The organism is Pseudomonas sp. BW7P1, from assembly GCF_024981055.1.
GTDB lineage: Bacteria > Pseudomonadota > Gammaproteobacteria > Pseudomonadales > Pseudomonadaceae > Aquipseudomonas > Aquipseudomonas bananamidigenes.
The window spans coordinates 3446961-3472630 of sequence record NZ_CP103374.1 but is presented as its reverse complement, the minus strand read 5'-3'; the positions used below and the strand labels follow the sequence as shown (position 1 = coordinate 3472630).

Annotated in this window: 23 protein-coding genes and 1 pseudogene; 19 read left to right on the top strand and 5 right to left on the bottom strand. The window is 62.4% G+C overall.

Annotation, left to right across the window (positions count from 1 at the left end):
- Nucleotides 1-156: 156 nt before the first annotated feature.
- Nucleotides 157-1104: a transporter gene (locus NWV16_RS15435; RefSeq protein ID WP_260519751.1), complete on the bottom strand. Its 948-nt coding sequence runs from the start codon at nucleotides 1102-1104 to the stop codon at nucleotides 157-159.
- Nucleotides 1105-1315: 211 nt separating this feature from the next.
- On the opposite strand from NWV16_RS15435, the gene NWV16_RS15430 reads away from it, so the two are divergent.
- From NWV16_RS15430 to NWV16_RS15380, 11 genes and pseudogenes are all read left to right on the top strand, one after another.
- The gene (locus NWV16_RS15430; protein ID WP_260519750.1) at nucleotides 1316-2350 is read left to right on the top strand and encodes an AraC family transcriptional regulator; all 1035 of its coding nucleotides are present in this window, start codon (nucleotides 1316-1318) and stop codon (nucleotides 2348-2350) included.
- 57 nt (nucleotides 2351-2407) lie between these two features.
- Nucleotides 2408-3295: a Dyp-type peroxidase gene (locus NWV16_RS15425; RefSeq protein WP_260519749.1), complete on the top strand. Its 888-nt coding sequence runs from the start codon at nucleotides 2408-2410 to the stop codon at nucleotides 3293-3295.
- Nucleotides 3296-3304: 9 nt separating this feature from the next.
- Nucleotides 3305-4273, top strand: a complete 969-nt coding sequence (locus NWV16_RS15420) for a Gfo/Idh/MocA family protein (RefSeq protein WP_260519748.1) — start codon at nucleotides 3305-3307, stop codon at nucleotides 4271-4273.
- Between the two features lie 133 nt (nucleotides 4274-4406).
- The gene (locus NWV16_RS15415; RefSeq protein ID WP_260519747.1) at nucleotides 4407-5159 is read left to right on the top strand and encodes a GntR family transcriptional regulator; all 753 of its coding nucleotides are present in this window, start codon (nucleotides 4407-4409) and stop codon (nucleotides 5157-5159) included.
- Nucleotides 5156-6886, top strand: a complete 1731-nt coding sequence (locus tag NWV16_RS15410) for a fumarate reductase/succinate dehydrogenase flavoprotein subunit (protein ID WP_260519746.1) — start codon at nucleotides 5156-5158, stop codon at nucleotides 6884-6886. The genes NWV16_RS15415 and NWV16_RS15410 overlap by 4 nt, the downstream gene beginning before the upstream one ends.
- Before the next feature lie 25 nt (nucleotides 6887-6911).
- On the top strand, nucleotides 6912-7157 hold the full coding sequence (locus tag NWV16_RS15405; RefSeq protein ID WP_003225615.1) for a ferredoxin family protein: 246 nt from the start codon (nucleotides 6912-6914) through the stop codon (nucleotides 7155-7157).
- A gap of 166 nt (nucleotides 7158-7323) precedes the next feature.
- Nucleotides 7324-8727 (top strand): ABC transporter substrate-binding protein, encoded by a 1404-nt coding sequence (locus NWV16_RS15400; protein WP_260519745.1) that lies wholly within the window; start codon nucleotides 7324-7326, stop codon nucleotides 8725-8727.
- 120 nt (nucleotides 8728-8847) lie between these two features.
- On the top strand, nucleotides 8848-9645 hold the full coding sequence (locus NWV16_RS15395) for an ABC transporter permease (protein WP_409519304.1): 798 nt from the start codon (nucleotides 8848-8850) through the stop codon (nucleotides 9643-9645).
- Nucleotides 9645-10493 carry an ABC transporter ATP-binding protein gene (locus NWV16_RS15390; protein WP_260519743.1) on the top strand — a complete coding sequence of 283 codons (849 nt, stop codon included), beginning with the start codon at nucleotides 9645-9647 and terminating at the stop codon, nucleotides 10491-10493. Before NWV16_RS15395 ends, NWV16_RS15390 begins: the two co-directional genes overlap by 1 nt.
- Nucleotides 10490-11452, top strand: a complete 963-nt coding sequence (locus NWV16_RS15385) for a HEAT repeat domain-containing protein (protein WP_260519742.1) — start codon at nucleotides 10490-10492, stop codon at nucleotides 11450-11452. The genes NWV16_RS15390 and NWV16_RS15385 overlap by 4 nt, the downstream gene beginning before the upstream one ends.
- Nucleotides 11449-11718 (top strand): annotated as a pseudogene (locus NWV16_RS15380) (DUF971 domain-containing protein); the annotation flags it as partial. The gene NWV16_RS15385 and the pseudogene NWV16_RS15380, both read left to right, overlap by 4 nt.
- 7 nt (nucleotides 11719-11725) lie before the next feature.
- On the opposite strand, the gene NWV16_RS15375 reads toward NWV16_RS15380, so the two are convergent.
- From NWV16_RS15375 to NWV16_RS15365, 3 genes are all read right to left on the bottom strand, one after another.
- Nucleotides 11726-13384 (bottom strand): phosphoethanolamine transferase, encoded by a 1659-nt coding sequence (locus NWV16_RS15375; protein ID WP_260519740.1) that lies wholly within the window; start codon nucleotides 13382-13384, stop codon nucleotides 11726-11728.
- A gap of 160 nt (nucleotides 13385-13544) precedes the next feature.
- On the bottom strand, nucleotides 13545-14282 hold the full coding sequence (locus NWV16_RS15370; RefSeq protein WP_085701868.1) for a TorF family putative porin: 738 nt from the start codon (nucleotides 14280-14282) through the stop codon (nucleotides 13545-13547).
- Between the two features lie 89 nt (nucleotides 14283-14371).
- The gene (locus NWV16_RS15365) at nucleotides 14372-16126 is read right to left on the bottom strand and encodes an amidohydrolase (RefSeq protein WP_260519739.1); all 1755 of its coding nucleotides are present in this window, start codon (nucleotides 16124-16126) and stop codon (nucleotides 14372-14374) included.
- Between the two features lie 103 nt (nucleotides 16127-16229).
- Between NWV16_RS15365 and NWV16_RS15360 the strand changes: the two genes are divergently transcribed.
- From NWV16_RS15360 to NWV16_RS15325, 8 genes are all read left to right on the top strand, one after another.
- Entirely contained in the window at nucleotides 16230-17147 is a 918-nt protein-coding gene (locus NWV16_RS15360) for a LysR family transcriptional regulator (protein ID WP_085701870.1), read from the top strand.
- Between the two features lie 38 nt (nucleotides 17148-17185).
- On the top strand, nucleotides 17186-17803 hold the full coding sequence (lexA, locus tag NWV16_RS15355) for a transcriptional repressor LexA (protein ID WP_260519738.1): 618 nt from the start codon (nucleotides 17186-17188) through the stop codon (nucleotides 17801-17803).
- Nucleotides 17803-18420: a translesion DNA synthesis-associated protein ImuA gene (gene imuA, locus NWV16_RS15350; protein WP_260519737.1), complete on the top strand. Its 618-nt coding sequence runs from the start codon at nucleotides 17803-17805 to the stop codon at nucleotides 18418-18420. Before lexA ends, imuA begins: the two co-directional genes overlap by 1 nt.
- Before the next feature lie 7 nt (nucleotides 18421-18427).
- Nucleotides 18428-19843: a DNA polymerase Y family protein gene (locus tag NWV16_RS15345; RefSeq protein WP_260519736.1), complete on the top strand. Its 1416-nt coding sequence runs from the start codon at nucleotides 18428-18430 to the stop codon at nucleotides 19841-19843.
- Nucleotides 19840-22917 carry an error-prone DNA polymerase gene (locus tag NWV16_RS15340; protein ID WP_260519735.1) on the top strand — a complete coding sequence of 1026 codons (3078 nt, stop codon included), beginning with the start codon at nucleotides 19840-19842 and terminating at the stop codon, nucleotides 22915-22917. The genes NWV16_RS15345 and NWV16_RS15340 overlap by 4 nt, the downstream gene beginning before the upstream one ends.
- Nucleotides 22918-23130: 213 nt before the next feature.
- Nucleotides 23131-23805, top strand: coding sequence for a CsgG/HfaB family protein (locus NWV16_RS15335; RefSeq protein WP_176704413.1), 675 nt, complete (start codon nucleotides 23131-23133; stop codon nucleotides 23803-23805).
- A 29-nt stretch (nucleotides 23806-23834) separates the two neighbouring features.
- Nucleotides 23835-24203 carry a DUF4810 domain-containing protein gene (locus NWV16_RS15330; protein WP_065257848.1) on the top strand — a complete coding sequence of 123 codons (369 nt, stop codon included), beginning with the start codon at nucleotides 23835-23837 and terminating at the stop codon, nucleotides 24201-24203.
- Nucleotides 24200-24859 (top strand): DUF799 domain-containing protein, encoded by a 660-nt coding sequence (locus NWV16_RS15325; RefSeq protein WP_260519734.1) that lies wholly within the window; start codon nucleotides 24200-24202, stop codon nucleotides 24857-24859. The genes NWV16_RS15330 and NWV16_RS15325 overlap by 4 nt, the downstream gene beginning before the upstream one ends.
- A 148-nt stretch (nucleotides 24860-25007) precedes the next feature.
- Here the strand turns inward: NWV16_RS15325 and NWV16_RS15320 are convergent, their stop codons facing one another.
- Nucleotides 25008-25667, bottom strand: a complete 660-nt coding sequence (locus tag NWV16_RS15320; protein ID WP_260519733.1) for a flavin reductase family protein — start codon at nucleotides 25665-25667, stop codon at nucleotides 25008-25010.
- Nucleotides 25668-25670 lie beyond the last annotated feature (3 nt).

Sequence of the window (25670 nt, the reverse complement as noted above, 5' to 3'; positions counted from 1 at the left end):
CAGCGGGATCCAGTATCTGCAAGTACCCCCATTGAAATCTGCCGGACGTTTCCCACCGTTGTCCGGCAATCTCGACCGCCGCTGTAGGCCTATTCCACCCCAGTGTTTTTCAACTTTTCCGGCTACACATTCAGGCGCGCTTTCCTACAAATACGCTCAAAATGCATAGGGAATACTCACCTTCGCCCACAACATGTCCCCCTCCGGCCGGTTCTCCACGTCGAACTCCCTGGCCCAGCGGATTTCCGCGCTGGCGTACTTGAGGAAGGTGAGGTGCAGCGCCGGGCCGATGGCGAAGACTTTGCCGCGTACGCCATCGTCGACATCCTGACCGGCGAACTGCACAGTGTGGCCGAACTGTTTGTCGTCGGTGGTCTGCTTCAGGTAGTAGCCGTTGACGCCGAGCATCAGGTCGTCGGTGATCTTGTAGCTGGCCGAGTAATCGAAGTGGAAGATCTGCCCGGACTTGTAGTCGGTGTCCTTGTTTTTCTCGTTGAAGCTGTAGGTGGTCTTCATCGAGATTTCGGTCTTGTCCGTCGGCAGCCAGGTGAAGGAGAACAGCGGCTTGTAGGTGTAGAAGTTGTTGCTGGTGTTGGCCAGCCGATCGACGCTGTATTCGCCGGTGGGCACGGTGATTTCCACGGCGGCGCCGAGGGTCAGGTTCTTGCCCATGTCCCACAGGATGATCGGCGCGAAGGTGGTATCGCCCATGCTTTCGCGGGTGTCGCTCTGGCCGAATACCGAGACTTCCTGCTTCAGCCATGGCTGGGCGATGTAGCCGGCGAGACGTCCACCGAGCACCCGCACCGGGCTCAGGTAGTCGATGCGCGGGATGACCGCCGTGGATTCGATCTCGACGTTCGGCACCTTCCCGCCGAATGAGCTGATGTTGAGCTTCGTCGCCTTGTAGTGGTTGTAGTAGAGATTGAAGGCAACCATGTTTTCGGGAAGGTTGTCGACGTCCAGCGGCAGCACGAAAAAACCGTCGGTGCCGGTACCGATGTTGTCGACGCCGGCTTCGGTGGCCAGGGCCGGCAGGGTGGCGGCGCAGCCAAGCAGGCTCAGCGCCAGTCGCACAGGAAGTGTCGCGCGGTTCGGGATCATGTCTGTCCTCATTATTATTGTGTTTGGGCGCACTGCCGGCGCGCAGGGCGCCCGGCCACGATAGAAATAAGCCCTTGGCGCACACCGGGGCAGGGTATTGGCGGACACGGAAGGGGGCTTCTGCGGACAGTCGATCAACCCTGTGCTAACTTCCTTCGACATAACCGGTAACAAAAATAACAATTCAACGTGATCCGGAATGTCAGCCCCCATGAACGTCAAACTCCAAGACCCCACCTTCGATCTGGCGCTGGTGTCGCCATTTCTGTTGCAGACCCTGGCCGAAGTCGTCGCCGGCAAAGGCATCGAGCCGCAAAGCCTGTGCCGTGGCCTGGGCTTTGACGTCGAGGATCTGCAGGATCCTTCGCAACGCATTTCCTACCGGCAGGCCGTGGCCATGATCCAGCGTGCGCTCAAGGCGGTGCCCAATCAGGGGCTGGGGCTGTGGGTCGGTGCGCAGAACGTGCTCGGGACTCTCGGTCTGCTGGGACACGTGCTTTCGCTGTGCAAGACCTTGCGCGATGCCTTCGAAATCGGGGTCCGGCATCAGCACACGTCCGGCGGGATCGTCGTATCCAGCGTCGATGTGGTGGGCGATCAGATCTACCTGGATGTTGAATGCCGGCTGCCGTTTGCCGACGTGCAGGTGTTTGCTGTCGAAGAGTTTTACGCCAGCCTGCTGGTCTACGGCCGGGCGCTGGTGGGTGAGGCGTTCAAACCGATTGCCGTGGAGTTCGTTCACGCCGCCCCGGATTACGTCGATGAATACCGGCGGCTGCTGGGGCCGGACATACGCTTCGGCTGTCTGCACAATCGCATGCTGATCGACGCGCAGTGGCTGGATGTGAACCTGCCCAACCATCATTCGCTGGCGTTGCGTCAGGCGGTCAAACTGCTGGAGCTGGAGGCGGCGCAAGTCCATCAGAAACTCGATCTGATCCAGGCCGTGGAGCGCGCTATTGCCCGGGACCTGAGCCGGGGCAGCCATATCGAGAAGATCGCCGGTGATCTGAACATGAGCAGCCGTACCTTGCGTCGGCGACTGACCGAGCATTCATTGACGTTTGAGGCATTGCTGGAACAAGTGCGTCAGGCACGTACCATGAGCCTGCTGGCCAATCCCGACATGCCCATCGAACGCATCACCGAGGAAGTCGGCTACAGCGACGTGCGCAGTTTTCGGCGGGCTTTCAAGCGCTGGACCGGCAAAAGCCCGAGTGCGTGGCGCAACGAGTGCGTCATCTGATCCCACACAAACCTTCCGGCTACAGTTAAACTCCGCGCTCTTTCCCAAGGAGTTCACATGAGTTACTACCAGCCGGGCATCCTCGCCACCCCAGTTCCGCCGCAAGCACGTCACCTGTTTTTCGCCCTCGAGTCGGTTGAAGCGCTGCCGCAGGCGATCGACAACCTGCTGAATCTGGTGGACGGCAAATCGGCGGTGGTCGGCTTCGGTGAATCCCTGGTCAAGGCCCTGAACGTGAACATCGACGGCCTGCGCAGCTTTCCGGCGCTGACCGGCGTCGGCGTGGAAAACCCTTCGACCCAGCACGCCCTGTGGGTCTGGCTGCACGGCGTCGATCGTGGTGAACTGCTCAACCGCAGCACCGCGCTTGAGGCCGCACTGGCCCCGGCGTTGCGTCTGGTGCAGATGCAGGAAGCCTTCCGCCACAAGGACGGCCATGACCTCACCGGTTATGAAGACGGTACCGAAAACCCCCATGACGAAGCTGCCATCGCCGCCGCACTGCAAAGTGAAGGTGCCGAGGGGCTGGTCGGTGGCAGCTTTGCCGCGATCCAGCAGTGGCAGCACGACCTCAAGGGCTTCCATGCATTGTCCGCCGAAGACAAGGACAACATCATGGGCCGTCGCCTGAGCGACAACGAAGAGATCGATGACGCCCCGGTGTCCGCCCACGTCAAGCGCACCGCCCAGGAAAGCTTCGCTCCCGAAGCCTTCGTCGTGCGCCGTTCGATGCCGTGGATCGAAGGTGATCGCGCCGGCCTGATGTTCCTGGCGTTCGGTTTCTCCCTCGATGCCTTCGAAGCGCAACTGCGGCGCATGAGCGGTCTGGAAGACGGCATCACCGACGGCCTGTACCGCATCAGCCGGCCGATCACTGGCGGCTATTACTGGTGCCCGCCGTTGCAAAACGGCCACCTCGACCTGCGCGCGTTGCGCATCGGCTGAGGCGCAAGCATGAACGTGGTGCGCTGGGGCATGATCGGTTGCGGCAGTGTCGCCGAACGCAAGAGCGGGCCGGCCTTCTACAAGGCCCCCGGCTCGGCGTTGGTGGCCGTCATGGGGCGCCGCCTCGAAGCCGTGACCGATTACGCCGCGCGCCACGGCATCGCCCGGATTTACACCGATGTCGATGCCCTGATCAACGACCCCGAGGTGGACGCGGTGTACATCGCCACGCCACCCGACAGTCACCACGCCTATAGCCTGAAGGTCGCCGCTGCCGGCAAACATTGCTGCGTGGAAAAACCGATGGCGCTCAACGCCGGACAAAGTCGTGAGATGCAGCAGGTGTTTGCCGACGCCGGTCTGCATCTGTTCGTGTCCTATTACCGCCGTTCGTTGCCGCGTTTCCAGCAGGTTCGGCAATGGCTGGAGCAGGGGTGTATCGGTGAGGTTCGCCACCTGAGCTGGACCCTGACCAAGGCACCCTCATCGAAGGATCTGGATGGCAGCGCCAACTGGCGCACCGATCCGGCGGTGGCGGGTGGCGGGTATTTCGCGGATCTGGCCAGCCATGGCTTCGACCTGTTCCAGTACCTGCTTGGCGACATCGTTGAAGTCGCCGGTTTCACGGCGCGTCAGGCCGGACTGTACGTGGCGGAAGATGCAGTCAGCGCCAGTTGGCGATTCGCTTCGGGTGCGCTGGGCACGGGTTGCTGGAGTTTTGTGGCGGACCGACGCGAGGATCGGGTCGAGATCATCGGCAGCCAGGGGCGGATCGGTTTTTCGGTGTTCGACGAGCATCCGGTCGAGTTACGTGGCGATGAGCACATCAGCCTTGAAATCCCCCATCACGAACACATTCAGTGGCATCACGTGCTGGGCATGAACGCGCAGATTCGCGGTGAGTCGCAGCATCCGGCAATCGCCGACGAAGCGCTGAAGACAGATTGGGTCATGGATCAGATCCTCAAGCGCCAATAATTCCCCAGCCCACACCGTCGCTCCCACAGGGGATGGTGTTGCGCATCTAACCTTATGCTCATTCGGTATTTCTCACGCTTGTCATAACGTCTCTAAGATCACGTCATAACTCGTTATGACAAGTGATCCCGTGATGACCGATAACGTTCTCTCCTTAGGCAGCGTCCCGCTGCACACCCAACTGCGCGACGTACTGCGCGCCCGGATTCTCGACGGCGAATACCCGCAAGACAGCCAGATGCCGTCCGAAAGCGAGCTTGGCACGCTGTTCAAGGTCAGCCGCATCACCGTGCGCCAGGCGCTGGGCGATCTGCAGAAAGAAGGGCTGATCTTCAAGATCCACGGCAAAGGCACCTTCGTCGCCAAACCCAAGACCTTTCAAAACGTCAGCTCCCTGCAAGGCCTCGCCGAGTCCATGACCGGCCGAGGCTACGAGGTGATCAACCGTCTGCGCAGCTTCAAATTCATTGCCGCCGACAAACGGGTCGCCGAGCGCTTGCAGGTCGCCGAAGGCGAGATCGTCGCGCAGATCAAACGGGTGCGGCTGATCAACCGCGAGCCGATCTCGCTGGAAATCACCTACCTGCCCAAAGCCGTCGGCGAACGGCTGGAGAAGGCCGATCTGGTGACCCGTGACATCTTCCTGATCCTCGAAAACGACTGCGGCATTGCGCTCGGCCACGCCGATCTGGCCATCGACGCGGTGCTGGCCGACAGCGACCTGACCCAGGCCCTGAACGTCGAAGCCGGTTCGCCGATCATGCGCATCGAGCGTCTGACCCACGACGCCAACGGCCAGCCGCTGGACTTCGAACACCTTTACTACCGTGGCGATGCGTTCCAGTACCGCCTGCGGATCGACCGGCAAAAAGGGGAGCAGGCATGAGTCGAACGACGCTCGAACAGGAATACGACATCGTCGTGATCGGCGGCGGCACCGCCGGCCCGATGGCGGCGATCAAGGCCAAGGAAAAAAACAGGGATCTGCGGGTGTTGCTGGTGGACAAGGCCAACGTCAAGCGCAGCGGCGCGATCAGCATGGGCATGGACGGTCTGAACAACGCGATCATTCCCGGCCACTCGACGCCGGAGCAGTACACCAAGGAAATCACCATCGCCAACGACGGCATCGTCAATCAGGCCGCGGTGTATGCCTACGCGACCCACAGTTTCGAAACCATCGAGCAGCTCGACCGCTGGGGCGTGAAGTTCGAGAAGGACGAAACCGGCGATTATGCGGTGAAGAAGGTCCATCACATGGGTGCCTACGTGCTGCCGATGCCGGAGGGGCACGACATCAAGAAAGTCCTGTATCGCCAGTTGAAACGCGCGCGGGTGAACATCACCAATCGCCTGGTCTGCACCCGTTTGCTGACCGACGAGGAGGGCACCGTCAACGGCGTGATGGGGTTTGACTGCCGCACTGCCGACTTTCATGTGATCAAGGCCAAGGCGGTCATTCTCGCCTGCGGTGCTGCCGGACGACTCGGTCTGCCGTCCTCGGGTTACCTGATGGGCACCTACGAAAACCCGACCAACGCCGGCGACGGTTATGCGATGGCATATCACGCCGGGGCCGAACTGGCGAACCTCGAATGCTTCCAGATCAACCCGCTGATCAAGGATTACAACGGGCCGGCCTGTGCGTACGTCACCGGCCCGCTCGGTGGCTACACCGCCAATAACAAGGGCGAGCGCTTCATCGAGTGCGACTACTGGAGCGGGCAGATGATGTGGGAGTTCCATCAGGAACTGGAAAGCGGCAACGGCCCGGTGTTCCTCAAGCTCGATCACCTGGCCGAGGAAACCATCCAGAACATCGAGGAAATCCTGCACAGCAACGAGCGCCCGAGTCGCGGCCAGTTTCACGCCAATCGCGGCACCGACTACCGCACGCAAATGGTCGAGATGCACATCTCCGAGATCGGCTTTTGCAGCGGCCATTCGGCGTCCGGCGTGTGGGTCAACGAACGCGCCGAAACCTCGGTGAAAGGCTTGTACTCGGCCGGTGACATGGCCACCGTTCCGCACAATTACATGCTGGGCGCGTTCACTTATGGCTGGTTTGCCGGTCACAACGCGGCGGAGTTTGTCGCCGGGCGTGAGTTCACTGCGCTGGATGCTGAGCAGATTGCAAAGGAAAAGGCCCGGGTCTACGCGCCGCTGGACCGCGAACACGGTCTGCCGCCGGCGCAGGTCGAGTACAAGCTGCGGCGCTTCGTCAACGATTACCTGCAACCGCCGAAAGTGACGAAAAAGATGGAAATCGGTCTGCAGCGCTTCAGTGACATCGAACGCGATCTCGACCAGATGAAGGCCAACAACGCCCACGAACTGATGCGCGCCATGGAAACCAGCGTGATCCGCGACTGCGCCGAAATGGCCGCACGCGCCTCATTGTTCCGCGCCGAAAGCCGCTGGGGCCTGTATCACTACCGCGTCGATCACCCGCAACGGGATGACCGCGAATGGTTCTGCCATTGCCACCTGAAAAAGGGCGAAGACGGGCGCATGACCAGTTTCAAGAAAGCCGTCGAGCCTTACATCATCCCCCTCGATGCCGAGGAAATGCAGGCCTACGACCGTCTTCGGGTTGGCGCTTTCGCCGCTTGAGGCATCACCAGAGAGAGTCCGAACCATGGCCTACCAAGCCCAGGAAATCTTCTTCCGCTCCAATGCCCCCGTCACCGTGGACGAGGACAAATGCATCGCCGAAAAGGGCTGCACCGTGTGCGTCGACGTCTGCCCGATGGACCTGTTGGCGATCAACCCGGCCACGCAAAAGGCCTACATGGCGTTCGATGAATGCTGGTACTGCATGCCGTGCGAAAAGGACTGCCCGACCGGTGCGGTGAAAGTCGACATTCCTTATTTATTGCGTTGAAACGCAGTCAAATGTGGGAGCGGGCTTGCTCGCGAAGAGGCCAGCCTGAACAACCCAAAGCTATCCGGCAAAACCGGACGCCTGATTCAAGACACCCCTCGTTTCCCACCGCGCCCTGATCGCGGCGGAGACGAACATCCAATAAATGATTCGAGGGGCTTCAACCATGTTGCGTGCAGCAATCGCCGGTCCGGTACTGGCTTCGTTCACCCTGTCGGCCTCGGCCGAAACCATCCGCATTGCCATCGGCACCCAGGACACCACCATCAACTGCGCCGCCGGCGGGCTGTTGATCCGCGAGCTGGGCCTGCTCGACAAATACTTGCCACACGACGGTGCCTACAAGGACGTCAGATACGATGTGCAGTGGAAGAACTTCACCAGCGGCGCACCGCTGACCAATGAAATGGTTGCGGGCAAACTCGACTTTGGCGCCATGGCCGATTTCCCCGGCGCGTTCAATGGCGTGGCGTTTGAAACCGCCGGCAAGCACAGCCTGTTTATCAGCGTGCTGTCGGGCAGTATCAAGGGCAGCGGCAACGGCATCGTGGTGCCGAGTGCGTCCGGTGTGCAGTCGCTGAGCGAACTCAAGGGCAAGACCCTTTCCGTGCCGTTCGCTTCCACCGCCCACGGCATGTTGCTGCGCGCGGTGGCGGAGCAGGGCTGGGACCCGCTGAAGGATGTGAACATCATCGCCCAGCCGCCGGAAGTCGCAGGTTCCGCACTGCAGGCCGGCAAGATCGATGCTCACGCCGACTTCGTACCGTTTGCCGAACTGTTCCCGAGCCGCGGCTTCGCCCGCAAGATCTACGACGGCGCCCAGGCCAATGCGCCGACTTTCCACGGGGCGCTGGTGGATCAGGCCTACGCGAAAAAGTACCCGGAAATCGTCGTCGCCTACCTGCGGGCGAGCATCGAGGCCAATCAACTGCTGGCCGCCGAACCCGAGAAATACAGCGAGCTGATCGCCAAGGTCACCGGCGTCGACGCCGAGGTCAATTACCTGTTCCATGGCCTGCTCGGCGTGCAGACCCGCGACCTGAGCTGGAAACCGGAATATCGCCAGGCTGTGGGCACCGCCATCGACACGCTGAAGCTGCTGAAGAAGGCCGATCGCGGGCTCGACCTGAACACCTTTATCGACGATCAGTACATCCGCGCGGCGTTCAAGGCCTCGAATCTGGATTACACCGCACAACTGGCCAACTACGCGCAGACGCCGTTGAAGGCCGTCGACTCGGCGACCGGCAAGGCGATCACCGATTTCAGCCATGTCGCGGAAATCTGGGTGCGGGGTGAGGACAAGGTCCGGCGGTATGCCTCGGCTGAAGAGGCGTTTTCCGCACTGGCCGGCCTCAAATCGGAAGGCAAGAACATCCGGGCGGTGTATGCCCAGGCCAGTGACAGCGGGATCAAGTTGCTGGCGGAGCAGGCGTGGTTTGCCAGTGATGGGAAGGGGCGCCTGAGTGCGTTTTTGTTGAAGGGGCAGGCGCAGCAGTTTGCTTCGGCGCAGGGAGGCAAAGTGTTTGATTTCACTGATGCCACCGCGCAGGCCGTGGTCAGTCGTTAACCCGATAACAACTCGGTCAACTGTGGGAGCGAGCTTGCTCGCGAAGGCGTCCGGTCAGACGGTGCAACTTTGCCTGACCTATCCGAATCGCGAGCAAGCTCGCTCCCACATAGAGTCGGGATGAGAGGAATTGTTGTGTTCAGACCTTATCGACGCTGGATCCCCCGAGCCGCCTCGCTGCTGCTCTGCCTGTTCTTCTGGCAACTCGCCGCCAGCCACCACTGGAACCTCGGACTCGTGACCTTCGCCAACGTCCCGACCCCATTGGCCGTGATCGAAGCCGCCTTCGGCCTGGGCGACTCAGGCAAGCTCATCCAGCACCTGAGCGCGAGCCTCGGCCGGGTCTTCGCCGGCTACCTCGCCGCAATGGTGACCGGCATCGCCCTGGGCCTGGCCATCGGCCGCTCGACATGGGCCGAAGACCTGCTGCTGCCACCACTGGAAGTGCTGCGCCCGATCCCCGCCGTGGCGTGGATTCCGCTGGCGATCCTGATGTTCCCGTCCTCCGAACTGTCGATGGTCTTCATCACTTTTACCGGCGCGCTGTTCCCGATCCTGCTCAACACCGTGCACGGCGTCGAAGGCGTCGATCCGCGCCTGATCGCCTCGGCCAAAAGCCTCGGGGCAGGACGCCGGGCGATTCTGCTGGAAGTGATCCTGCCGGGCGCCGCCCCCAGCATCATCACCGGTCTCGCCATCGGCATGGGCACGTCGTGGTTCTGTCTGGTGACCGCCGAAATGATCTCCGGCCAGTTCGGTATCGGTTACTACACCTGGGAGTCCTACACCATTCAGAACTACGCCGACATTGTGGTCGGCATGTTGCTGATCGGTGTGTTGGGCATGGGCAGCAGCCTGCTGATCAAACGCCTGGGCGGGCTGTTCACGCCCTGGCACCGACCGCGAGGAAAAGCCTGATGAGCGTGATGCAAACCCCGGAAGGGCGGATCGACATCCGCCACTTATCCATTGTCCTCGGCGAAGGCCCGCAGGCATTCGAAGCGGTGCAGGGCCTGGATTGCCAGATCGAGCCCGGCCAGTTCGTGTGCATGCTCGGCCCGTCCGGTTGCGGCAAGTCGACCTTGCTCGGCGCATTGGCCGGGCATCTGCAACCCCATGGCGGGCAGTTGAGAGTCGACGGCGTCGAAGTGTCCGGCCCGTCACCGCAGCGCGGCATGGTGTTCCAGCATCACACGTTGTTTCCTTGGCGCACGGTGCGCGACAACGTTGCCTTCGGTCTGAAAATGCGCGGTGTCGGCAAGACCGGGCGCCATCGCGCCGCTGATGAAATGCTCAAACTGGTCGGCCTCGAAGGTTTCGCCGGGCGCTGGCCCGATCAACTGTCCGGCGGCATGCAGCAACGGGTGGAAATCGCCCGGGTACTGGTCAACCGGCCTCGGCTGTTGCTGATGGATGAACCCTTCGGCGCACTGGACGCGCTGACCCGACTGAACATGCAGGAACTGCTGCTGGACATCTGGACGCGCATCCGCACCACCGTAGTGTTCGTCACCCACGACATCGACGAAGCGCTGTTTCTCGCTGACCGCTTGCTGGTGATGAGCGCACGGCCGGGACGGATCATCGAGGATCTGCGGCTCGACTTCCCGCGCCCGCGCACCACCGGACTGGTCACCAGCGGCGAATTCGCACGCCTCAAGCGCCACTGCCTCGACCTGCTGCGCCATGACAACGAACGACCGCTGCCGCGCCTCAATCCGCTCGGCCTGCCTCCCGAAAACGCCTTGCCGAGATTTGCCCTGTGAGCTCATTTTTTGCTGTGACCGATAACGAAGAGATTCTGGCCCTGAAACCGCGCCTGACCGCCGATGACGCTGGTGTGCGCCGGATTGCACTGATCGATCTGGCCGACCTCGAAGAGCCGGAGGGCGTGCTCTGGCTGGTTGAACGACTGGCCGAAGACCCGGCCGAAGAAGTCCGCGCTGAAGCGGCGCGCTTGCTGGAAGCCTGGGAAGACGGACCAGTGGTGGAAGCGCTATGCCAGGCGCTGACGGATCCGTCTCCGGCAGTGCAGGCTGCTGCGGCGCAGAGTCTGAGCCTGCTCAAGTCTGAAGCGGCGGGAAGGGTGATCCTGCCGTGGACAGCCCATGCTGAAACCCGCGTACGGATTGCCGCGTTTCGGGCCTTGCGCGAATTGCGTTACCCCGGCGCTGCCTCTGCCGCGATTCAAGCGTTGAGCGATGTTGATGCGAGTGTGCGCCGCGAAGCGGTCGGCGTGCTTGGCTGGCTCAAACAGCTGGATGCTTTACCGGCACTGGCACACTTGGCCAGCGATGACCCGGACACCGAAGTACGCCGCGCCGCCACCGGCGCCCTGGGCCTGGCGAGTGGCGCCGATGTGCTGCCAGCCTTGCGTCAGGCGTTGCAGGACGACGCCTGGCAAGTGCGCGAAGAAGCCGCGACAACGCTTGGCAAGGTCGGCCACACCGACGCGGGTCCGGCGCTGATCGAAGCCTTGGCTGACGACTATTGGCAAGTGCGCTTGCGTGCCACCCGCAGTCTCGGTCGTTTGCGTTACGTACCGGCACTCGATGCTTTGATCGACACCCTCGGCCATCGCATCAGCAACCTGCGCAAGGAGGCGGCGCTGGCGCTCGGCGAGCTGAATGATCGTGGTGCTGTGGCCGCGTTGCAGGCCGCGCAGGCCGACGGCGACCCGGAGGTGCGCAAAGCCGTGCGGATTGCCTTGAGTCAGTTGCAATGAATCCGCTGGCGATCGGCAATTCCCAAAGTGAACACCGGTTGCGGCTGAGCTGGCCGGATGGCCGCGAGCAACTGCTCGACCATGCCGAACTGCGCCGCCATTGCCCGTGTTCGCAGTGCCGGGCGTTTCGCCTGCGGGGCTCGCCGCCAATGATTGACCCGCGTGTGCGGGTCATCGAATTGAACGCTCAGGGGTACGGTCTGCAACTGGTGTTCAGCGACGGCCATCAGCGCGGGATTTACCCGTGGGCCTATCTGGCGCAGCTGGAGGGGATCACTGTCCCGCCGTCATTGCCGGCCGACAACCATGGAAAATATCCAGCCCAGGCTGATACAGCGACGTCCTGACCTCGAACAACCCCAGCACCGAGTGAAACAGAATGTCATGGCTCAGATCCGGCTGGCTGCTTTTGCCTTGCAGGCAGCCACGGTCGATGCCGAGTTGCGCCAAGGTGTTGTTGCCGAACCACATCACCATCGGCACATGGGTCTGCGCTTCCGGCGCCAGCGCATAAGGCGCGGCGTGCAGGTACAGACCGTTCTCGCCCAGCGATTCGCCATGGTCGGAGACGTACAGCATCGACGTATCGAGGTGATCCTGATTGCGTTTGAGCAGTTCGATTACCTTGGCCAGGAAATGGTCGGTGTAGAGGATCGTGTTGTCGTAGACGTTGACCAGCTCGTCACGGCTGCAACTGCCCAGCTGGTTGGTGTGGCAGATCGGTTTGAAGCGCTCCATGTCCTTGGGGTAGCGCTCGTAGTATTCCGGGCCGTGGCTGCCGTCGGCGTGCAGGACGATGATCGCGTTGCCCTTGAGGCTGTCGATGTAGCCTTGCAGGTCGGCTAGCAGCGCTTCGTCGAGGCAGTTGTTGCCGTCACAGAACGGTCCCGGCTGGTTCTTCGCGATGTCGCGGTTCGGCACGCGCAGGCAGGTGCCCTTGCAGTCGCTGTTGTTGTCCAGCCACAGCACCTGCACGCCGGCCCGTTGCAGGATGTCGAGCAGGCCTTCGTAGGTTTTGCCTTTCTTGTCGCTGTAGTCCTCGCGCGGGAACATCGAGAACATGCACGGCACCGACACCGCCGTCGAAGTGCCGCAGGAATGCACCTGGGTGAAATTGAGGATGTCGAGTTTGCTCAGCTGCGGATTGGTCTCGCGCTCGTAGCCGTTAAGCGAGAAATGGTCGGCCCGGGCGGTTTCGCCCACTACGAACACCATCAGCGATTTCTTCTCGCGACTGGCTGCCTTGGCGCTCATTACCGCGTCTTCGCCGATGGCCTGCACCACGAAATGCTTTTTGATCCCCAGCCGTTGTTTGGTGTATTTGCTGATCGCGTAGATGTAGTTGGTCGGGTTGATGAAGTGGGTGAGCTTGTCTTCCTCGCGAAAGATCGGCGCGTAGGTCGAATAGAACGCGCCCACCGAAGCGCCGATCACCAGCACGCAAGCCGCGATCACCAGCACCTTGTTCAGCAAGCCCCGAAAGAACGGTCGATAAACCACCGGCCAGCGCCAGATCAGGACGGCCGGCAACACGCCGAGCAACAGCACATAAGCCAGCAGTTTGCCGCTGAACAGCGCGGTGGCTTCCTCGGGATTGGTTTCGAACACGTTCTGGATCATCACCGTGTCGATGGTGATCCCGTATTCGTTCATGAAATACGCCGCGCAGGCCGAGAGCAGGGCCACCAGCGTCAGCGCCGGTTTCAGCGTCCAGCGAAACGACACCAGGGTCAGCAGCAGCGTGATCGCCGCCCAGAGAAACAGCCCGAAGGACGCGAAAAACGCCAGTTTCTGTGCACCTTGCAGGGTAATCAGTGTTCCCAGCGCCTTCCAGGTCGCCAGGTTGTACAGCGCCACCAAGGCCAGCGAAAACAGCAGCACCAGCCGGGTCGGAGTGATGGACGGTAAACGCAGTCCTTTGCCCAAAGCCATTTCGATACTTTCCTCTACGTCAGTCGAAACCGATGCGGTTACGCGCGTAACTGTAGAAGGGCATTGGTAAAAATTCCGTAAACATCCAGTAACAAAATCACGCTGAGTGCAAAAAAATGTGGGGCCAGCGATCTGGCCCCCACCGGAGTTTTGCGCTCGGTCAGAAAGATTTGCTGACGCTGGCGACGACCGTCGCCGTGCACACGTCCTTGAAACCCCAACTGCTCAGGCACTGGCTCTGCGAGAGATCGGTGTCGATGTAGCTCAGACCCAGCACCACGCCGGCCAGGTTGTGGGTCAGTTTGACTTCCCACTCCCGGTAGGACTCATCGCTGTGTCCGGACGCCGAATACATATGCGGGTCCTTGAAGTCCATGTTGCCGTAGCGCAGTTTCAGCCCGGAATCGAACGGCAATTCGGTTTCATAGCCGATGTAGCTGTAGAGCGAGCTCTGTTTGCTGTCGATGCCCGGCGCGTCACTGGAGTAATACGCCGCGAGTTTCACGCCGTAAGCGCTGAGAATCGAGTACACCTCGCTCTGGTTGAACTGGCTCTCCTTGGGGTACGCGTATTTGATGTAGCCCAGATCCAGGCTCACGGCTTCGGTCGCCTGCCACAGCCAGCCGGCGTAGTAGTCGACTTCCTGACGGGTTTTCAGGCCACCGCCGAAATCGACGTTCGAGCTCCACGCGCCCAGGTACAGGCCGCTGCTGTGGGCCAGGGTCAGACCGGCCTGCACGGCGGGATCGTTCTGGGTCTGGGAGATGCCACGGGTGCGGTAATCACTGGCCAGGGTCAGGTCGACCAGCACCGCAAAATCATCGTTCAGGGCAATTGCGTGGCTGCTCAGGGGCAGCAGGCTCAAGGAAGTGAGGGCGAACAGGGGCAAGGCTTTCATGTGAAGTCCCGTTGTTGTGGTTGTTATGGGGCAGAAAGAGAAAACTTGTGGGAGCGAGCTTGCTCGCTCCCACAAGGGAACAGTTGTTGTCATTGGGCGGCGGTATAGACCTGACGGCCGGAGAACCAGGTTTGCAGGACCTGGGTGTCATGCAGGGCTTTGTCATCGACGCTGAACACGTCGCGATCGAGCACGATGAAATCGGCCTGTTTGCCGGGGCTCAGCGAGCCGATCTGTCGTTCCAGGCCGATGGTCCGCGCGGCGTTGGCGGTGTAGGCGTAGAACATGGTTTCGCGGTCCAGGCGTTCGTCGGCGTTGAGCACGCCCAGCGGGCCGGTGCGGGTAATGGCCTGGGCCATGGCGTTCCACGGGTTTGGCGAGGACACCGGCCAGTCGCTGGCGCCGGCAATCGTCGCGCCCTGCTTGAGCAGCGAATGTGCCGGGTATTGATAGCGGAAGGCGAGGGCACTGACGTAAGGCTTGATCATGTCGGTGGTGTAGTCGTCGGCGCTGGCCCAGAGCAGTTGCATCGAGGCGATCACGTTCAGCGGCTTGAAGCGGGCGAACTCCTTCGGGTTGACCATTTGCAGGTGGGTGATCGAGTGTGTCACGCCGCTCTGCCGGTCCTTGCGCGCCTGAGCAATGCCATTCAGTGATTCGCGCACCGCGCGGTCGCCGATGGCGTGGATGTGCACCAGCCAGCCGCGCTCATCGATGGCGCTGACCAGTTCGCCGAAGTGCTGCGGATCGATCAGCAGTTCGCCCTGTTTGTGCGAGTTGCTGTAGGGATCGATCATCGCCGCGCTCTGGGCCGGGTATTCGATCACACCGTCAGCGAAGATCTTGATCCCCGGCAGCGTCAGGTTGGGGATGCCCTGGAACTGCCGACGAACCTTGTCGAGGGTGTCGAGATCGGCCGGGACGCTTTTCGAGTTGGCCACGAGCAGCGCGGCGACGTGGGCGGTCATGCCGCCGCTTTCCGACAGGGCTTTGTAGGCCGGCAATACGCCGACGGTTTTCTCGGTGGGCTTGAGGGCGAACACCGGCTCGCCCGGCGCGGCGTTGGCGGCGGGGTCCATCCACGCGGTAATGCCGAGGCTGTTGTTGAAACGCACCGCCGATTGCGCAGCCTTGAGCAGGTCGGCCGGGCTCGGCGCCGGTATTTTCGAGGCGACGCGATCCCAGCCGGCATCGACCACAAAACCGTTCGGCTCACCGCTGGGCAGTTTGCCGATGGTGTCTTTTTCCGCGTCCGGCAGGGTTTTCAACAGCGCGGCATCGATCCCCGCACGTTTGAGCATGACGTTGTTGGCCCAAGCGGTGTGGTGGTCGCTGCCGGTGAACACCACCGGCACGTCGGCCCATTCGCCGTGGTTGAAGATCTTGCCCAGCGCTTCAGCTTTAGCCCAGTACGCCGAACTCATGCCGGCCACACTCAATACGTCGCCATGCCGGGCCTTGCCGTCGTCACGCCAGTCGCGCAGGCGTTTTTCCAGTGCGTCGAGTTCGACCACCTCGTCTTGCATGTTCGCCGAGACCATTTCCAGTCCGCCGAAAATCGCGTGGGAGTGGCTGTCGATCAGGCCGGGCATCAGCGTCTGGCCTTTCAGGTCGATCACTTGGGTGCCGGGTTCGATCAAGGCCTTGATCTGCGCATCGCTGCCGACTTTCAACACTTTGCCGTTCTCCACGGCCAGCGCCTGAGCCTTCGGTTGAGCGCGGTCGGCGGTGAAAATCTTGCCATTGAGCAGCACCAGATCGGTCGCGGCCATGGCTTCCATCGAGGCAAAACTCACAGCGGCGATCAGCACGTTTTTTGCGAAATGCGGGATGAATCTTTTCATTGAACATTTCCGTGTTATTGCGTCTGATGGCCAGATTAGTGGCTGCCAACGCCCGACAGAACGCCTCCCTCACGAAAAACGTTTTTGCCTGAATGGAAAAAGCATGGACAAGCTGGGTGCACTGAAAATGTTTGTGGTCACCGCGCAGCTCGGCAGTTTCAGCCGTGCTGCCGAGCAACTGGGCAAGACCCCGTCGGCCCTGACCAAAGCGGTCAATCATCTGGAATCCGAGCTCGGCGCGCGGCTGTTCGAGCGCAGCACGCGGCGGATACTGCTGACTGAAATCGGCCGGCTCTATCTGGAAACCGCACGCTTGGTGCTGCAACGGCTGGACGAGGCCAGCGAGGAAATCGAGCAGTTGCAGCACGGCCTGCGCGGCAGCCTGAAAATCACTGCGCCGCTGGCTTACGGGCGGGCGTTTCTCGATCAGGTGTGCGACGGCTTTTTGCAGCAATACCCGCAGATCAGCCTGCAAGTGGATTTGTGCGATGAATTCGTCAATCTGCTGGAAAGCGGCTACGACCTGGCGCTGCGCGAGGGGCACGATGATTTGCCGGGGCTGATTGCCCGGGTGGTCGGCAGCAATCGGCTGGCGCTGTGTGGCAGCCCTGAATACCTGGCGCGCAAGGGCTTGCCGGTCACACCGCAGACCCTCGATCAGCATGAGTGGCTGCTGTATCGGCATCCGTTGCTCAGCCGCGAATTCTGGTGGGCCGAGCGCGACGGTCAGCGCCTGAGCCTGGCGCAGCCGGCGGCACCGTTGTTGCGCAGTGACAATTACGATTTGCTGCTGGCCAGCGCTCTCGCCGGACGCGGTTTGTTGCATACGCCGCTGTGGAGCGCCGCGCCGTATATCGCCGACGGGCGACTGGTGCGGGTCATGGCCGATTACGAGATCGACCCGGACAGTTTTGGCCCGCACATTCTGGCGGTGTACCCCAGCCATCGACGGGCGACGGCCAAGGTTATGGCGTTTATCGACTACATCGCAGGGTTTCTGGCGGAGCGGGGTTTGAGCTGACTGGCGGTGCTTGTCAGGAAATTCCCACAAGAGTACAAATGTACTCCATGACTAATCTGACTCCCCGCCGTACCGCCATCCTGACCTTTATCCGCGAACGCATCGCTGAACACGGTCAGCCCCCAAGCCTCGCTGAAATCAGCGAGGCTTTTGGTTTTGCCTCCCGCAGCGTGGCGCGCAAGCATGTGCTGGCGCTCACCGAAGCCGGGTTCATCGAGGTCAATCCGCATCAGGCCCGGGGCATTCGCCTGCTCGGGCAACCGCCGCGACCGGAACTGCTCGACGTGCCGGTGCTCGGCCGGGTGGCCGCCGGTGCGCCCATCGGCGCCGACGCCGACATTCACAATCGGTTGATGCTCGACCCGGCGCTGTTCTCCCGTACACCCGACTACATGCTGCGGGTGCAGGGCGATTCGATGATCGAGGACGGCATTCTCGACGGCGATCTGGTCGGCGTACGCCGCAACCCCGAGGCGCTCAACGGCCAGATCGTGGTGGCGCGGCTCGACGGCGAGGTCACCATCAAACGCTTCGAGCGGGTCGGCGATGAGGTTCGCCTGTTGCCGCGCAACCCGGCGTACCAGCCGATTGTGGTGCGTGACGATCAGGACCTGGCCATCGAAGGCGTGTTCTGCGGTCTGGTGAGGCAAGGCTGATGGGTGCCGTCGTTGCGCTGGATACGCTGTTCAATGGCGGCCAGGTCTGGAAGGGCCGGCCTGCGCCACCCACCGCCAGCCCGCAACCCACCGGGCACGCGGCACTGGATGCGGCCTTGCCCAGTGGCGGCTGGCCGGAAGCGGCGCTGAGCGAAATCCTCCTGGCCGGGCCCGGCGTTGGCGAACTGCAACTGGTGTGGCCGACGTTGGCGCGGCTGTCGGTGGCGGGCGAACGCATCGTGCTGGTGGCGCCGCCGTTCGTGCCATACCCGCAGGCGTGGGCCAATGCCGGGGTCGATCTGCGGCAGTTGTCGGTGATCCAGGCCAGTGAACGCGATGCCTTGTGGGCGGCGGAACAATGTCTGCGCTCGGGCAGTTGCGGCGCGGTGCTGTGCTGGCCGCACAAGGCCGATGACCGCGCCTTGCGCCGTTTGCAGGTGGCGGCGGAAACCGGCCAGACCCTGGCGTTCGCCTGGCGTCCCTTGAGCGAGGCGGTCAACCCGTCGCCAGCCGCGCTGCGCATTGCCATCGATGCGCGTCCGGCACAGTTGCGCGTGCTCAAGTGCCGGGGCGGTCTGGCGCATTCCGCCCCGATTGCCTTTGCCGTGGGGCATTGAGGTCGCCATGCGCTGGGTCTGTATTCTTTTTCCGCAATTGGCTCTCGACGCGGTCATGCGTCAACGCCCCGATCCGGAGCAACCCCTGGCGCTGCTCAGTGGTCCGGCCCAGCGCCGGGTGCTGCAGGCGGTCAATCCGGCGGCGCGGGCACTGGGCTTGCGTCCGGGGCAGTCGATGACTGCCGCGCAGGCCTTGAGCAAAGGCTTCGCCACCGTTGATTACGACATGGCGGAAGTCGGGCACTGGCAGCAGTTTCTCGCCGCCTGGGCCTATCGCTTCAGCGCTCAGGTCAGCGTGCATTACCCGCGCACCGTGGTGTTCGAGATCGAATCGAGCCTCGGGCTGTTCGGTTCCTGGGTGCAGTTCGAGGCACGTTTGCGCACGGAACTGACGGAGCTGGGGTTTCGTCATCGCATCGTCGCCGCGCCCAACCCGGTGGCGGCGCGGATATTGGCCAACGCCTATGACGGATTGGTGGTGCCCGACGGTGAAGCCCTGCGCCATCACCTCGGGCAGTTGCCGGTCGACCGCATCGGGCTGGAGCCGGGCGTGGCCACGGCGTTGTCGCGCATGGGGCTGCGTCACCTCCATCAGGTACAGAGCCTGCCGCGCCAGGCCCTGGCCCGGCGCTTCGAGGCGCCGGTGCTCAAGCACCTGGACACGCTGTTCGGCGCACGGCCACTGGCGCTGGCGTTCTACCTGCCGCCGGATCGTTTCGATGTGCGCATCGAGCTCAATTTCGACGTGCAGTCTCATCAGGCGCTGCTGTTCCCGTTGCGTCGCCTGACCGCCGATCTGTCGGCGTTCTTGTGCGGGCGCGACAGTGGCGTGCAGCGCTTCGATCTGCACCTGGAACATGCGGGGCTGCCGGACACGCTGATCAAGGTCGGCCTGCTCAGCGCCGAGCGCGACCCGGCGATGCTCTTCGAGCTGGCCCGTGGCCGGCTGGAACAGGTGCAGGTCGAGGCCCCGGTGCGCGGTTTTCGTCTGCGCGCCGAGGACTTGCCGAGTTTCGTGCCGCAGTTTCAGGAATTGTTCGACGAGCGTCCGCAGCAGACCTTGCCCTGGGAGCAATTGCGCGAACGCCTACGGGCCCGGCTGGGGGATGAGGCGGTGCAGGGCTTGCGTTTTCAGGCCGATCATCGCCCTGAGTGCGCATGGCAGAACGCCGATGACAAACAGCGTTGCCCTGCGTTGCCGGGCGTGCAGCGACCGGGCTGGCTGTTGGGCGAGCCGCAGACCGTGCCCGAAGGGTCGGCACGCATCCTCATGGGCCCGGAACGCATCGAGTCCGGCTGGTGGGACGGCGACGACGTGCGCCGCGACTATTACCTGATCCAGAACCGTGCAGGCCAGCAAGGTTGGGCGTACCGGGCGGTGGGTGAGAGCGGCCCGTTGTGGCTGCAGGGCTGGTTTGCATGAGCGAGGGTTATGCCGAGCTGCATTGCCTGTCGAACTTCAGCTTTCAGCGCGGCGCGTCCAGTGCGCTGGAACTGTTCCAGCGTGCGAAGAAACACGGCTATCAGGCGCTGGCGATCACCGATGAATGCACACTGGCCGGAATCGTCCGTGCCTGGCAGGCGGCCAAGTCCGTGGAGCTGCCGCTGATCATCGGCAGTGAGATCCGCATCGAGAACGGCCCGAAACTGGTGTTGCTGGTGGAGAACATCGAGGGTTATCAGGCGTTGTGTGGCTTGATCACCCAGGCTCGACGGCGCACGCAGAAAGGCCAGTATCAAGTGCTGCGCGAAGACTTCAGCGAACCGTTGCCGGGCTTGCTGGTGCTGTGGGTGCCGGAGGCGGTCGGTGAGGTGGAAGAGGGCCGTTGGCTGAAACAGACCTTCGGCGAATCTTTATGGCTGGCGGTGCAGTTGCATCGCGGGCAGAACGATCAGCAACGGCTGGCGGCACTGCTGAGTCTGGCGGACGAGCTGCAAGTGCCAGCGGTGGCCAGCGGCGATGTGCACATGCATGCCCGGGGCCGGCGGGCCTTGCAGGACACCATGACGGCGATCCGTCATCACGTCCCGGTGGCCGAAGCCGGGTTGCGCCTGCACCCCAATGGCGAGCGGCATTTGCGCAGTCTCGATGTGTTGAGTGAGTTATATCCGCAGACCTTGCTGGACGAATCGGTGAAACTGGCCCGGCGCTGCACCTTCGATTTGAGCCAATTGCGTTATCAGTATCCGAAAGAGCTGGTACCCGAGGGACACGACGCCAGTTCCTGGCTGCGGCATCTGACTGAACAAGGCATCGCCTGGCGCTGGCCGAAAGGCGCACAGCCCAAGGTGCTCAAACAAATCGACGATGAGCTGAAGCTGATCGCCGAACTCGGCTACGAAAGCTACTTCCTCACCGTGCACGATGTGGTGAGCTACGCCCGCAAGCAGAAGATCCTCTGCCAGGGGCGAGGCTCGGCGGCCAACTCGGCGGTGTGTTTTGCCCTGGGCATCACCGAGATCGACCCGGATCGCACCACGCTGCTGTTCGAGCGTTTCATGTCCAGAGAACGCAACGAACCGCCGGACATCGACGTGGATTTCGAGCACGAGCGCCGGGAGGAAGTCCTGCAATATGTGTTTCGACGTTATGGCCGCCGTCGTGCGGCGCTGACGGCGGTGGTCAGCACTTATCACGCGACCGGCGCGATCCGCGATGTGGCCAAGGCGTTGGGCTTGCCGCCGGACCAGATCAATGCACTGGCCGATTGCTGCGGCCACTGGAGCGATGAAACACCGCCCGTGGAACGCCTGCGCGAAAACGGCTTCGACCCGGACAGCCCGATCCTGCACCGGGTGCTGAGCCTGACCGGGCAACTGATCGGTTTCCCCCGGCACCTGTCGCAGCATCCCGGCGGTTTCGTGATTTCCGAGCAACCGCTGGACACCCTGGTGCCGGTGGAAAACGCCGCCATGGCCGACCGCACCATCATCCAGTGGGACAAGGACGACCTCGATGCGGTGGGGCTGCTCAAGGTGGATATCCTCGCCCTCGGCATGCTCAGCGCGATTCGTCGCTGTTTCGATCTGCTGCGTCGCCACCGCAATCAAGATCTCAGCCTGGCGACCATCCCGGCTGACGACCGTCCGACCTACGACATGATCAGCCGCGCCGACACCATCGGCGTGTTCCAGATCGAGTCCCGGGCGCAGATGTCGATGCTGCCGCGTCTGCGCCCGCAAGACTTCTACGACCTGGTGATCGAAGTGGCCATTGTCCGGCCCGGGCCGATCCAGGGCGGGATGGTGCATCCGTACTTGCGGCGGCGGAACAAGGAAGAAGAGGAAACCTATCCGTCACCGGAGCTGAAGGCGGTGCTCAAGCGCACCCTCGGCGTGCCGCTGTTTCAGGAACAGGTGATGCAGATCGCCATCGTCGCCGCCGACTACAGCCCCGGCGAGGCCGATCAGTTGCGCCGTTCCATGGCCGCTTGGAAACGCCACGGCGGGCTGGAACCGCACAAGGAGCGGCTGGCCGCCGGCATGAAGAAAAACGGCTACAGCCCGGAATTTGCCGCGCAGATTTTCGAACAGATCAAAGGCTTTGGCAGTTACGGTTTTCCCGAATCCCACGCCGCCAGTTTTGCCTTGCTGACCTATGCCAGTTGCTGGCTCAAGTGCCATGAACCGGCGGCGTTCGCCTGCGCGCTGATCAACAGCTGGCCGATGGGTTTCTACAGTCCGGATCAGATTCTTCAGGACGCGCGCCGGCATCATTTGCAGATTCGCCCGGTGGACGTGCGCGCCAGTGACTGGGATTGCAGCCTGGAACCGATCACCGGCGGGCAACCGGCAATCCGCATGGGCCTGCGCATGATCAAGGGGTTTCGCGAGGACGATGCCCGCCGTATTGAGAGCGCTCGGGCGAGGGGCGCGTTTGCCGATGTCGCCGATCTTGGCGAACGCGCCGGGCTCGACAGTCGGGCCCAGGCGTTGCTGGCGGATGCCGGCGCGTTGCGCGGGCTGGCCGGTCACCGTCATCGGGCGCGCTGGGAAGTGGCGGGCGTGCAGAAACAGCTCGGGTTGTTTGCCGGGATGCCGGGTCAGGAAGAGCCGCAGGTGGTGCTGCCAACGCCGAGTGTCAGCGAAGACCTGTTCACCGACTACGCCACGCTCGGCACCACGCTGGGGCCGCATCCGCTGACGTTGTTGCGCGACGAGTTGCGGGCACGGCGCTGTCGCAGTTCCCGGGAATTGCTGGAGGTCGAGCATGGCCGGCCGGTCAGCGTGGCAGGGCTGGTGACCGGCCGTCAGCGTCCGGCCACCGCCAGCGGTGTGACCTTCGTGACCCTGGAGGACGAGTTCGGCAACGTCAACGTGGTGGTCTGGCGCGATCTGGCCGAGCGTCAACGTCAGGTGCTGGTGGGCTCGCAGTTGCTCAAGGTCGATGGCCGCTGGGAGCGGGAAGGCGAAGTGCGGCATCTGATCGCCGGGCGCTTGAGTGATCTGACCCCGCTGCTCAACGGCATCCGCGTACAGAGCCGCGACTTCCACTGAGCCTGCTGCCTGTTCCACGCAGAGCGTGGGAACGATCGGCATACCCCCTGGGTTTCGTGCCCGACATTTAGCCAATTTGCTGGCGTCAAAAAAACCTGTCCTCACTGGTGGCACTTTGGCATAATGCCGCCCCTTTTCCGATCCCCCACGATTTCTGCCGTGCCGGGACACATCACTTTTCAGAAGGAATGCACAGTGAGATTGATCTCCCGGATGTTGGTTTCGGGCATTGCGATTGCCGTTCTCGGCACGTTGGCCGGTTCGCTTTCCGGTTGTGCCACCGAAAGCTCCCGCGCATTGCCGGTGGCCAAGGTGGAAAGTGCCACCCAGGTCTGGACCGGTGCCCGTATCCCGATGGCCGTGGGCAAGTTCGACAACCGTTCGAGCTACATGCGCGGGATCTTCTCCGACGGCGTCGACCGTCTCGGTGGTCAGGCCAAGACCATCCTGATCACCCACTTGCAGCAGACCAACCGCTTCTCCGTGCTCGACCGTGACAACATGGGCGAAATCCAGCAGGAAGCGGCAATCAAGGGCCAGGCCCAGCGTCTGAAAGGTGCCGATTATGTGGTGACCGGTGACGTCACCGAGTTCGGCCGCAAAGAGACCGGCGATCACCAGCTGTTCGGCATTCTCGGCCGTGGCAAGACCCAGGTCGCCTACGCCAAGGTCAACCTGAACATCGTCAACATCAGCACCTCCGAAGTGGTGTATTCGACCCAGGGCGCCGGCGAATACGCCTTGTCCAACCGCGAAATCATCGGCTTCGGCGGCACCGCTGCCTACGACTCCACCCTCAACGGCAAAGTTCTCGATCTGGCCATGCGCGAGGCGATCAATCGTCTGGTCGATGGCATGAACGCCGGTGCCTGGAAACCGGGCAACTGATAGACGCCCATCGCAAGGAGCAACACACCATGAATCTGTCCCTGTCCCGGCCGCTGATGGCCCTGACACTGGCGTCCAGCGCGTTGCTGGCCGGTTGCAGCAGCCCGCAGACCCTGTATCAGTGGGAAGGCTATCAGCCACAAGTCTACGAATACTTCAAAAGCGAAACGCCGAAAGAGGCCCAGGCCGAAGCGCTGGAGGCCGATCTGCAAAAGATCCGCGCCAGTGGCAAGCCTGTCCCGCCGGGTTACCACGCGCACCTTGGTCTGCTGTACCTGAGCATGGGCAAGGATGATCAGATGGTGCAGCAGCTGCGCACCGAGAAGACCCTGTTCCCCGAGTCCGGCACCTATATGGATTTCCTGCTCAAGAATGCCAAGACCGGAGATGCCCAATGATTTCCCGTGCCTTGAAGCGGCTGGCCGCTGGCCTCGCGCTGACGGTTCTCGGTGGCTGCGTCGCACCGAAGACCGTGGACTATTCGGCGTACAAACAGGCACGCCCGAAGTCCATTCTGGTTTTGCCGCCGCTGAACACCTCGCCGGACGTCAAGGCGTCCTACAGCCTGCTGTCGCAAGTGACGTTCCCGCTGGCCGAGGCCGGTTATTACGTGCTGCCGATCACCCTGGTCGACGAGACGTTCCGCCAGAACGGCCTGACCACGCCGGATGACATTCATCAGGCACCGGTCAACAAGCTGCAGGAAATCTTCGGTGCCGACGCGGCGCTGTACATCACCGTCAGCGAGTACGGCACGCGCTACATGGTCCTCAGCAGCGAAACCGCAGTGACGGCCAGCGCCAGACTGGTGGACCTGAAAACCGGCACCACCCTGTGGACCGGTGCGGCCCGGGCTTCAAGCGAGGAGGGCGGCAACAACAGTGGTGGCGGCCTGATCGGCGCGCTGATCACCGCTGCGGTGAAACAGATCGTCAACAGCTCCACCGATGCCGGTTACCCGATTGCCGGTGTGGCCAGCAATCGACTGCTGTCGGCCGGACATCCGGCGGGCCTGCTGTACGGGCCACGATCGCCGAAGTACGGCACTGACTGAGCAAACGATATAGGTCCTGTGGGAGCGAGCTTGCTCCGGGCGGCGCTCCGACGAAAGCGGTGGTTCAGTCAGCATCCATGTTGAATGACAGACCGCCTTCGCGAGCAAACTCGCTCCCACAGGGGGGGCAATGTGTTCATCCGCCGTTTTATTTGACGGGCCAGAACCGTTCGCCGCCTCCCGGCGCCTCCGTCCATGCTTGCAACGAGCGGGTCGGCAAATCGAAGTAGTCCCGGGTCCGCGCATAACCGTGGCCGCCCATGCGGCCGATCGCATCCAGCCCCAATTGATCGATGTACAGGGTTTTCGGGTCGATCAATTCGTCGCGCACATGCGCCATCAACACCTCGCCGAAAATGATCTCCCGCGATTGACCGATGTTCAGCGCCATCATCCGCCGACATTCCAGCGCCACCGGTGCTTCGCCGATTCGCGGGCAGTTGACCGACGTACCGGCAATTGCCGTCAGGCCGGCAGCGGTCAGTTCATCGAAGCCCGGTGCGAACGGCACCGCGCAAACGTTCATGGCTTCCACCAGCGCATCGTTGACGATGTTGACGGTGAACTCCTGATTCATCTGGATGTTGCGCGTGGTGTCCTTGGGGCTCTGGTCGTCGTAGTTCTCGACACCGAGCGCGAGAATGGGCGGATCCGCCGACAGCGCGTTGAAGAAGCTGAACGGCGCTGCATTGACCCGGCCTTCGCCATCGATGGTGGTGACCAGAGCAATCGGGCGCGGCACCACGCTGCCGATCAGTAGCTTGTATTTTTCCCGTGGGCTCAGTTGGCTGAAATCGAAGCTGTGCATGGC